Source organism: Jatrophihabitans sp. YIM 134969, from assembly GCF_054456675.1.
This window is the reverse complement of the sequence record NZ_JBTJEQ010000084.1, coordinates 1-9,500: the sequence shown is the minus strand read 5'-3', so window position 1 is coordinate 9,500 and position 9,500 is coordinate 1. Positions and strand designations below refer to the sequence as shown.

General features: G+C 73.9%; 9 protein-coding genes. 1 reads left to right on the top strand and 8 read right to left on the bottom strand.

Translation table 11 applies throughout. The features are described from left to right. From tatA to ACXR2U_RS23465, 5 genes are all read right to left on the bottom strand, one after another. Nucleotides 1–339: Sec-independent protein translocase subunit TatA (tatA, locus tag ACXR2U_RS23485; protein ID WP_458827519.1), on the bottom strand; the 339-nt coding region annotated here is incomplete at its 3' end. Nucleotides 340–400: 61 nt separating this feature from the next. Continuing rightward, on the bottom strand, nt 401–1,969 hold the full coding sequence (gene hflX / locus ACXR2U_RS23480) for a GTPase HflX (protein ID WP_458827518.1): 1,569 nt from the start codon (nt 1,967–1,969) through the stop codon (nt 401–403). A gap of 73 nt (nt 1,970–2,042) precedes the next feature. Then, entirely contained in the window at nt 2,043–2,903 is an 861-nt protein-coding gene (gene dapF, locus ACXR2U_RS23475; RefSeq protein WP_458827517.1) for a diaminopimelate epimerase, read from the bottom strand. Beyond that, nucleotides 2,894–3,829, bottom strand: coding sequence for a tRNA (adenosine(37)-N6)-dimethylallyltransferase MiaA (gene miaA / locus ACXR2U_RS23470; protein WP_458827516.1), 936 nt, complete (start codon nt 3,827–3,829; stop codon nt 2,894–2,896). The genes dapF and miaA overlap by 10 nt, the downstream gene beginning before the upstream one ends. Next, on the bottom strand, nt 3,826–4,554 hold the full coding sequence (locus ACXR2U_RS23465; protein ID WP_458827515.1) for a class III extradiol ring-cleavage dioxygenase family protein: 729 nt from the start codon (nt 4,552–4,554) through the stop codon (nt 3,826–3,828). Before ACXR2U_RS23465 ends, miaA begins: the two co-directional genes overlap by 4 nt. A 75-nt stretch (nt 4,555–4,629) precedes the next feature. Between ACXR2U_RS23465 and ACXR2U_RS23460 the strand changes: the two genes are divergently transcribed. After that, on the top strand, nt 4,630–5,838 hold the full coding sequence (locus ACXR2U_RS23460) for a DUF349 domain-containing protein (protein WP_458827514.1): 1,209 nt from the start codon (nt 4,630–4,632) through the stop codon (nt 5,836–5,838). A gap of 118 nt (nt 5,839–5,956) precedes the next feature. Here the strand turns inward: ACXR2U_RS23460 and miaB are convergent, their stop codons facing one another. The 3 genes from miaB to rny form a co-directional block, all read right to left on the bottom strand. After that, nucleotides 5,957–7,384 (bottom strand): tRNA (N6-isopentenyl adenosine(37)-C2)-methylthiotransferase MiaB, encoded by a 1,428-nt coding sequence (miaB, locus tag ACXR2U_RS23455; protein ID WP_458827513.1) that lies wholly within the window; start codon nt 7,382–7,384, stop codon nt 5,957–5,959. Between the two features lie 83 nt (nt 7,385–7,467). Further along, on the bottom strand, nt 7,468–8,004 hold the full coding sequence (locus tag ACXR2U_RS23450; protein WP_458827512.1) for a cysteine dioxygenase family protein: 537 nt from the start codon (nt 8,002–8,004) through the stop codon (nt 7,468–7,470). A gap of 63 nt (nt 8,005–8,067) precedes the next feature. After that, nucleotides 8,068–9,500, bottom strand: a 1,433-nt coding sequence (gene rny, locus ACXR2U_RS23445) for a ribonuclease Y (protein WP_458827511.1), incomplete at its 5' end; no start/stop codon positions are given.

The window sequence follows — 9,500 nt, the reverse complement described above, 5'->3', positions numbered from 1 at the left end:
GGTGCGGGCCTTTGCGGCCGCGGCGAGCACGGCCTGCGCCAGGGCGATCTCGTCGTCACTCGGGGCGGCGGCGGGCACGGGCGCTGTTGCCGCTGCGACGGGCTCGACCGCGACGGTCTGCACCGGGACGGGCGCGACCGACGGCGCGACGGTGGTCTGACCGTGCGCCTGGGCCTCGTCGCGGACCTTGTCGTCCTCCGACAGGCCCTTCATCTCGGTCTTGAAGATGCGCAGCGAACGCCCGACGGAACGGGTGACGTCCGGCAACTTGTTGTAGCCGAACAACGCGACGACCACGATGGCCAGCACGATGAGGTGCCACGGCTGGAAAGCGCCCATGGTGGAAGTTCCTCCCGGTTCGTCGGTGACCGGCCCCCGTCGGGGGGCGTCGCGGTCCGCCTCAGACTACGCCTGCGACCGCCGGGGAGGGTGGTGAACTCGTGATGACGAATGCGTGCAGCGCCGTCGCCAGCCGCGGGTGGACCCGCGCCACCAGGCGCGTCCCGCCCGCCTCGTAGGCCTCCTCGAGCACCTCGCCGTGCTCGTGCACGCGGGCCACCAGGTCACCCCGGGTGAACGGGACCAGCACCGACACGGTCACCGACGGGTGGGGCAACCGCTCCTCGATCGCGGCGTTGAGCTCGGCGAGGCCCGCCCCCGTGCGGGCGGAGACGACGATCGCCTCGGGCAGCAGCGCCCGCAGGCGCAGCAGCAGTTCCGGGTCCGCGGCGTCGGCCTTGTTCACGACGACCAGTTCGGGCACCGACTGCGCGTCGATGTCCGCGAGCACGGTGCGGACCGCCTCGATCTGGGTGACCGGGTCGGTGCCGTCGGCCGCCGAGCCGTCGACGACGTGCAACAGCAGGTCGGCGTCGGCCACCTCCTCCAACGTCGAGCGGAACGCCTCGACCAGCTGGTGCGGGAGGTGCCGGACGAAGCCGACGGTGTCGGTGAGCGTGTACTCGCGGCCTTCGGACGTCTCGGCGCGTCGGACGGTCGGGTCCAGCGTGGCGAACAGGGCGTCCTGGACGAGGACGCCCGCGCCGGTGAGCCGGTTGAGCAGCGAGGACTTGCCGGCGTTGGTGTAGCCCGCGAGGACGACGGCCGGGACCTGCTTGTCGAGGCGCTGCGAGCGCTTGACGTCGCGGGCGGTCTTCATGCCGCGGATGTCACGGCGCAGCTTGGCCATCCGCTGCCCGATCCGACGGCGGTCGAGTTCGATCTTGGTCTCACCGGGGCCACGGCCGCCGATGCCGACGCTTCCCGCCTGGCCACCGGCCTGCCGCGAGAGCGACCCACCCCAGCCGCGCAGGCGGGGCAGCAGGTACTGCAGCTGCGCCAACTCGACCTGCGCCTTGCCCTCCCGGGACCGGGCGTGCTGGGCGAAGATGTCGAGGATCAGGGCGGTCCGGTCGACGACCTTGACCTTGGTGACGTCCTCGAGCTGCCGCAGCTGACCCGGGCTGAGCTCGCCGTCGCAGATGACGGTGTCGGCGCCGGTGGCCGCGACCACCGCCCGCAGTTCCTTGGCCTTGCCCGACCCGATGAAGGTCGCCGGGTTGGGCTGGTCGAGGCGCTGGATCAACGCGTCGAGGACGACCGACCCCGCGGTCTCGGCCAGCCGGGCGAGCTCGGTCAGCGAGTTGTCGGCGTCGGCCTGCGTGCCCTCGGTCCACACGCCGACGAGCACGACGCGCTCGAGGCGCAGCTGCCGGTACTCGACCTCGGTGACGTCGGTGAGCTCGGTCGACAGGCCCGCGACCCGGCGCAGCGCCTGCCGGTCGGAGGTCTCGAGCTCGACGTCGAGGTCGACCGGGCCGAACCCCGACTCGTCGAAGGCGGGGCCGTGGTCGCCGCCGGAGCCCTCGGGATCGGGTCGGTCCACGTCGGTGCCGAGCACGACGTCGTGGAGGGTGTCACCGTCGAGGCGGCGTACGGGCTGCGGGTCGTTCGCGTGGGCGTCAGTCATCCTGCATCCATCGTGACACCCCGACGGGCCGGATGCGACCGGTTACGACCAGCGCGAACGACGGAACACGGGCTCAGACCGGGCCACCGGACGCGGTCCAGGCCTCGGACAGCTCGATCTGCGCCACGATGACGGCCGGGCCGGTCAGGACGAGGCGGCCGTCGTCGGTCCAGGCCACGGTGCAGGTGCCGCCGGGCACGTGCACGGTCCACGTCCCGGTGCGGTCGTCGCCGGACAACGCCGCGACGACGGCGCAGATGCCGGTGCCGCACGAGCGGGTCTCGCCCGAACCCCGCTCGTGGACGCGCATGCGGACGGTCCGGTCGGCCTCCCGGACGACGAACTCGACGTTCTGGCCGTGGGGCAGGGCGGGGTCGACCGCGGGTGGGCGCGTCAGGTCGAGCGCGGCGAGCTGGGCGCCGCCGGTCTCACACACGACGTGAGGGTTGGGCAGGTCCCACGCCTGGCCCGCGAACTCCAGGAACCCCCCGCTGTCCTGGACCGGCACACGCACCCGGGGCGATTCGGCGCGGCGCGCCGGCACGCCCATGTCGACGCTGATCCGGCCGTCGACCTCGAACGCCACCGACGCCACGCCGCCGCGTGTTGCCACCTGCAACGGTTCCGAGGCGTCCACCAGACCGGCTTCGACGAGGTACCGGGCGAAGACCCGCACGCCGTTGCCGCACATCTCGGCGATCGAGCCGTCGGCGTTGCGGTAGTCCATGAACCAGGGCGCGACGTCTGCGAACTCGGCGACCTCGAGCACGGCCTTGGTCGGGACGACGCGCAGCACCCCGTCGGCACCGATCCCGGCGTGACGGTTGCACAGAGCAACGACCGCGTCGGCGTGGAGGTCGTGCGCGGCGTCGGGGTCGGGGACGACGACGAAGTCGTTCTCCGTGCCGTGCCCCTTGAGCACCGTCAGCCCCATAGGGCCAGGGTATCGACCGCCCGCTCGAGCAGCTCCGGGTCGGCGCCGTCGAGCCAGACGATGCGGGGATCACGGCGCCACCACGAACGTTGCCGTTTGACGAATCGACGGGTCCGGCGCTGGGTGGCGTCGACGGCCTCGTCGAGATCGCCGGTGACCGTGCCGTCGTCGGCGAGGACGGCGAGCAGTTGGGCGTAGCCGATGGCCTTGCCGGCCGTCGGGCTCCCCCGCAGCTCCGGCAGCAGCCCGCGCACCTCGTCGAGGAAACCCGCGGCCATCATCGCCTCGACGCGGCGGTCGACCCGGGCGTCGAGGTCGGCGCGGTCGATCCCGACCTTCACCAACCGGGGGTACACGGAGTCGAACCCGGGCAGGACCGCGCGGAACGGCCGACCGGTCACCTCGACGACCTCCAGGGCCCGGACGATGCGCCGACCGTTGCTCGGCAGGATGCCCGCGGCGGCCTCGGGGTCGATCCCGGTCAGTCGCCGGTGCAACTCCCCCGGACCGACCGCCTCGAGCTCGCCCTCCAGGCGCGTGCGGACCTCGGGTGACTCACCGGGGAACTCGACCCGGTCCAGCACCCCGCGCAGGTAGAGCCCGGACCCACCGACGATGACCGGCACGTTCCCCCGGGCGTGGATCTCGGCGATCGCGGCGCGGGCGAGCACCTGGTACTCGTGCGCGGCGGCCGACCGGGTCACGGGCCACACGTCCAGCAGGTGGTGCGGCACGCCGCCGCGCTCGGCCGGGGGGACCTTGGCGGTGCCGATGTCCATGCCCCGGTACAGCTGCATCGAGTCCGCGTTGACGATCTCGGCCGTCCCCAGGCGCTGGGCGATCGCGATGCCGAGGTCGGACTTGCCGGTCGCGGTCGGGCCGACGACGGCGACCACCGGGGCGTCGGAGACGACCTCGGCGCTCACGTCAGCTCCCACCGCGCCACCAACCAGCCGACCCCGTGCACGTCCTCCCGGGCCAGCAGCTCGGCCGTCACGCCGGGCCCCGCCAGCAACGATCCCGCGGCCCGCCACGCGGCGAGCGACCCCAGGTGCGTCAGCGGGGGCGCGCCGGGCAGGTCGGCCAGGGTGTCGCCGTCGCCGTCGGACAGCGCCCGGGCGAGTCGGTCGTCGAGCGCGGCGCTCGCCGCGCCGGACCGCGCGATGTCGGCGGCGGTGTGCCCGGGGCCGTCGAGCGGCGGGAAGCGCTCGGCGCCGTCCACCACCGCCAGCAGGCCGATCCGGTCGTCGGTGGCGGCGAGGCCGAGCAGGTCCGCCGCCGCGGGGCTCGAGGCGAAGTCGCTGCCGCACGCGACCCCGACCGCACCGCTCGACGGCCCGAACGCCTCGCGCAGGAGCCAGGCACCGACGGTGAGCGAGAGCGGCAGCGGGTCGGTGGCCCCGCACGCGGGCGAACCGAGGTGGACGGTGACGTCGAGGCCGAAGCCCGCGAGCGTCCCCTCGGCCACCGGGGAGTGCAGCAACGACGTGGCGCCGGGGCCGAGCACGACGATCCGGTCGAGGCCGGCGAGGGAGGCGACGGCGGTGCTCGCTGCGGCCCGCACGCGGGCGAGCGCGGGGTCCGGTGCGGCCGCGCCGGGTACGGGCACCAGCACCGGCGTGCCGGGGCAGAACGCCGCTGCTGCGATCACCGCGCCACGGTAATCCGGGCGCGTGGCCCCCCTTGTCTTGGCGCCCGTGACCGCGACCGTGATCCAATGCTCGGCATGGCTGGTACGGAGGAGCGCGAGCAGACGACCTGGGGGCGTATCGACGACGACGGCACGGTGTGGGTCCGCACAGCCGACGGTGAGCGTTCGATCGGGTCGTGGCAGGCGGGCGACCAGGCCGCGGGCCTCGCCTTCTACGGCCGTCGCTTCGACGACCTCGCCACCGAGGTCACGCTCCTCGAACGCCGCCTGAAGTCCGGCGCGGGCGACCCGACGTCGACCCGCAAGCTCGCCCAGCAGCTGCTCGCCGACCTGCCGACCGCGGCCGCCATCGGCGACCTCGGCGCGCTCGAGCGGCGGCTGACCGCGCTGCTCGGGGCGGCCGAGGAGGTCTCCGAGGCCGTCGCGGCGCAGCGCGCCGAGGCCCGCGCCGCGTCGATCGCCCGCAAGGAGGCGCTGGTCGTCGAGGCTGAGGAGATCGGCTCCGCGTCGACCGCGTGGAAGGTGAGCGGCGACCGCCTGCGCGACATCGTCGAGGAGTGGAAGACGATCCGCGGGATCGACCGCAAGACCGACGACGCCCTGTGGAAGCGGTTCGCCGCGGCGCGCGACGCGTTCGGCAAGCGGCGCGGCAGCCACTTCGCCCAGCTCGACGCCGAGCGGCACACGGCCCGTGACGCCAAGGAGAAGCTCATCGCCCGCGCGGAGGAGCTGTCCGCCAGCTCCGACTGGCGCGAGACCGCCGACGCGCTCAAGCGGCTGATGTCCGAGTGGAAGGCCGCCGGACGCGCGGGCCGTTCGGAGGAGGACGCCCTGTGGGCGCGCTTCCGGGCGGCGCAGGACGCGTTCTTCGCCCGCCGGGCCGCGGTCTTCGCCGAGCGGGACGCCGAGTTCGCCGGCAACGTCGGCAAGCGCGAGGAGGTCATCGTGCTGGCCGAGCAGATCGACCTGTCCGACGTCAACGCCGCCCAGGCCGCGCTGCGCGACCTGCAGGAACGCTACGAGCAGACGGGCCAGGTCCCTCGCGACTCCGTCCGCCGCCTCGACGACCGCATGCGCAAGGCCGAGGACCGGGTCCGCGAAGCGGTCGACGCCCAGTGGGCGGCCAAGCGCGCCGACTCCAACCCGTTCCTCGCCGCGCTGCGCGAACGCCTCACCGAGGCCGAGGCCAAGCTCGCCCGCGCCCAGGCCTCCGGCGACACCTCCCGCATCGCCAAGGCCGAGGCCGAGGTCGCCCAGCGCAAGGCCCTGCTGCCCGAGGGCTGAGCCGACGGCCCGCTGGTCCGACCCGCGGCCGTCGGGGGCGATCGGCCGGCGCGTGAAGCGCACGCCTGCACCACGCGACCCCGCTCGACGGTGTCGGTCGTCGCCGAGTGCGTGTGCGTCAGGCGAGAGGCAACAGGGTGCGGCCGGCGGCGGGGGCGGTGGCGTGGGGGGCGACGGTCGCCGCACCGCGCCAGGGCCGGTGTCGGGTGATCCCGGCGTCGGCGATGAGGTGGTGCGGAGCGGCGTAGGTGACGGTCGTGGTGACCGTGTCGCCCGGCGCGACGGCGGTGTCGCCGACGTCGACGTGGACCAGCCGGCCGTCGCGGGCGCGCCCCGACCACCGCCCGGTCGCCTTCTTGCCGGCGGCCGCGTGCAGGAGCACCTCGACCTCGGTGCCGACCAGCGCCGCGTTGAGGTCGCCCGAGATCTGCTCCTGCAGCGCGATCAACCGCTCGTAGCGGGCCGAGACGACCGGTGCGGGCACCTGCATGTCCATGGTCGCGGCGGGCGTGCCCGGGCGCGGTGAGTACTGGAAGGTGAACGCGCTGGTGAAGCGGGCGCGGGCCACGACGTCCAGCGTCGCCTCGAAGTCGTCCTCGGTCTCACCGGGGAAGCCGACGATGATGTCGGTGGTGATCGCCGCGTGCGGGATCGCCGCGCGGACCCGGTCGATGATCCCGAGGTAACGCTCGCTGCGGTAGGAGCGCCGCATCGCCTTGAGCACGGTGTCCGACCCCGACTGCAGGGGCATGTGCAGCTGGGGGCAGACGGTCGGTGTCTCGGCCATGGCGGCGATGACGTCGTCGGTGAAGTCACGCGGGTGCGGGCTGGTGAACCGGACCCGCTCGATGCCCTCGACCGCCCCGACCGCGCGCAGCAGGTCGGCGAAGGCACCGCGTTCCCCGAACGAACGCCCGTAGGAGTTGACGTTCTGGCCGAGCAGCGTCATCTCGACGACGCCCGCCGCGGCGAGGGCCTGCACCTCGGCCAGGATCTCACCGGGTCGGCGGTCACGCTCGGGACCGCGCAGGCTCGGGACGATGCAGAAGGTGCACGTGTTGTCGCAGCCCACGCTCACCGACACCCACGCGGCGAACGGCGAGGCCCGGTGCGCCGGCAGGTCCGACGGGAACGCCTGCAGCGACTCGACGATCTCGACCTGCGGCTCGCGGTGACGCCGCGCCCGGTCGAGCAGCACAGGCAGCGCGGCCAGGTTGTGGGTGCCGAACACGGCGTCGACCCACGGCGCGCGTTCGGCGATGCCGCCGCGGTCCTTCTGGGCCAGGCAGCCGCCGACCGCGATCTGCATCGCCGGGCGCTGCTGCTTGGCCGTGAAGGCCCGACCGAGGTTGCCGTAGAGCTTGTTGTCCGCGTTCTCGCGTACGGCGCAGGTGTTGAACACCAGCAGGTCGACGTCGTCACCGGCGTCCGGCGCGGCCGGGGCGTACCCGTCGGCCTCCAACAGGCCCGCGAGGCGTTCGGAGTCGTGGACGTTCATCTGGCACCCGTAGGTGCGGATCGCGTACGTGCGCGCGGGGCTGGTCATGGCGAGCCCGAGGATACGGCGGGCGGTGGCACCGAGCGTCGCACCGACGACGTCCGGGCCGGTCACCCCGGTGGGAGCCGCGCTCAGGCCACGGACGGGACCGCGTAGATCCGGCGCACGCTCGAACCGGTGCGCGTGACGTCGGTGCCGTAGACGTGCAGTGACACCGCGACGCCGTCGGTGTCGTTGCGGACCTTGTGGATGTCGCCCGGCGGCAGCAGGCAGGCGACGTCGCCGATGTCGGCGTGCACGCGCTCGGACTCCTCCAGCCCGTCACCGTCGGGAGTGAACCGGTACCGGGTCTCGCTCTCGGCACCGCGGTGCACCCCGACCACGCACCAGGTCAGGTGGTCGTGGACCGGCGTCTCCTGGCCGGGCAGCCACACCAGCGCGACGAGGGAGAACGCGCCGCCGGGGGCGACGTGGAGCACGTGCTGGCGGTAGGCCTCGGTGTCGGGGGTGACGTGCTCCGGCGGCAGCAGGTCGGCGGCGCCGAGGCTCGGGCGCAACGCCTCCCCGACCTCGCGGATCGTGTCCCCCGGGCTCGTCGTCCGCGCCACGGCGCTCTCGAGGCGGTCGACGAGGGCCCGCAGACCGGGCGTGGTCACCGACGTCGTCATGGACTCGTCATACACCTCCGACGCGGCCCGGGAGCCGGTCGTCACCGAGTTGTTCGACGGTTCTCAGTGGGCGATCTCGGTGGACCGGCTCTCCCGGACCACCGTGACGCGGATCTGACCGGGGTAGGTCAGCTCGTCCTCGATCTCCTTGGCGATCTCGCGGGCCAGGACCGACGCGGCCAGGTCGTCGACGTCACCGGGGCTCACCATCACCCTGACCTCGCGACCGGCCTGCATCGCGAAGACCTTCTCGACGCCCGGTTTCCCGGCGGCGATCTCCTCGATGCGGCCCAGGCGGGTCACGTACGACTCCAGGGCCTCGCGCCGCGCACCAGGCCGCGCCGCCGAGCAGCTGTCCGCGGCCTGGGTCAGGACGTCCAGGATCGAGCGCGGCGGGACCTCGTTGTGGTGGGCCTCGACCGCGTAGGCGATCTCCTCGGCCTCGCCGTGGGTGCGCAGCAGCTCGGCGCCGACGACGGCGTGGCTGCCCTCGGCCTCGTGGGTCAGCGCCTTGCCGATGTCGTGCAGGAACGCCGCCCGCTTGACGGGGACGGGGTCGACGCCGATCTCCGCGGCCATGATCGCGCCGAGGTGCGCGGACTCCACGAGGTGTCCGAGCACGTTCTGCCCGTAGCTGGTCCGGTACTTCAGCCGCCCGATGGTCGGGATGAGCCGCTCGTCGACGCCGGTCAACCCCACGTCGGCCAGCGCGTCGCGAGCGGCCCGGTCGCAGAGCGCGTCGACCTCGGCCTTGCTGTGCTCGTAGGCCTCCTCGATCCGGTGGGGGTGGATCCGGCCGTCGGTGACCAACCGCTCGAGGGTGAGCCGGCCGATCTCGCGCCGGACGGGGTCGAAGCACGAGAGCAGGACGGCCTCGGGGGTGTCGTCGATGATGACGTTCACGCCGGTGACCGACTCGAAGCTGCGGATGTTGCGACCCTCGCGGCCGATGATCCGGCCCTTCATCTCGTCGCTCGGCAGCGGCATCACCGAGACCACGGACTCCGAGGTCTGGTCGCTCGCGATCCGCTGCACGGCGTCGGACACGATCCGACGGGCCGTCGCGGTGGCCTCGGCGCGGGCCTCGGTCTCGATCGCGAGGGTCAGGGTGGCGGCGTCGCGCCGGGCCGCTGCCTCGGCGTGGGTGAGGATCTCGGCCCGCGCCTGCTCCGGGGTGAACCCGGCGACCTGGCGCAGCGCGGCGTCGCGGGCCTCGGCGAGCTGGTCGAGTTCGTCCTGGCGACGGTCCAGCTGGGCCTCGCGGGCGTCGAGGTCGCCGTGGCGCTCACGCAGGGCCCGGACCTCACGGTCGAGCTCCCGGGTGCCGGCGTCGAGCTCCCGCTCCCGGGAGACCACCTCGGCCTCGCGGCTCTCCAGACCGGCCGCCCGGGCGCGCAGTGTCTCGCGCTCGCCCGCGACGTGGGCCGCGTGCAGGTCGTTCTCGCGGGCGACCTCGCGCTCGGCGTCGGCGCGGCGGGCGGCGGCGCGCCGGTCGG

Excerpts from the sequence above, each read along its gene's own strand:
- hflX (WP_458827518.1), bottom strand. The coding sequence starts at position 1,969 with ATGACTGACGCCCACGCGAACGACCCGCAGCCCGTACGCCGCCTCGAC.
- dapF (WP_458827517.1), bottom strand. The coding sequence starts at position 2,903 with ATGGGGCTGACGGTGCTCAAGGGGCACGGCACGGAGAACGACTTCGTC.
- ACXR2U_RS23460 (WP_458827514.1), top strand. The coding sequence starts at position 4,630 with ATGGCTGGTACGGAGGAGCGCGAGCAGACGACCTGGGGGCGTATCGAC.
- miaB (WP_458827513.1), bottom strand. The coding sequence starts at position 7,384 with ATGACCAGCCCCGCGCGCACGTACGCGATCCGCACCTACGGGTGCCAG.
- ACXR2U_RS23450 (WP_458827512.1), bottom strand. The coding sequence starts at position 8,004 with ATGACGACGTCGGTGACCACGCCCGGTCTGCGGGCCCTCGTCGACCGC.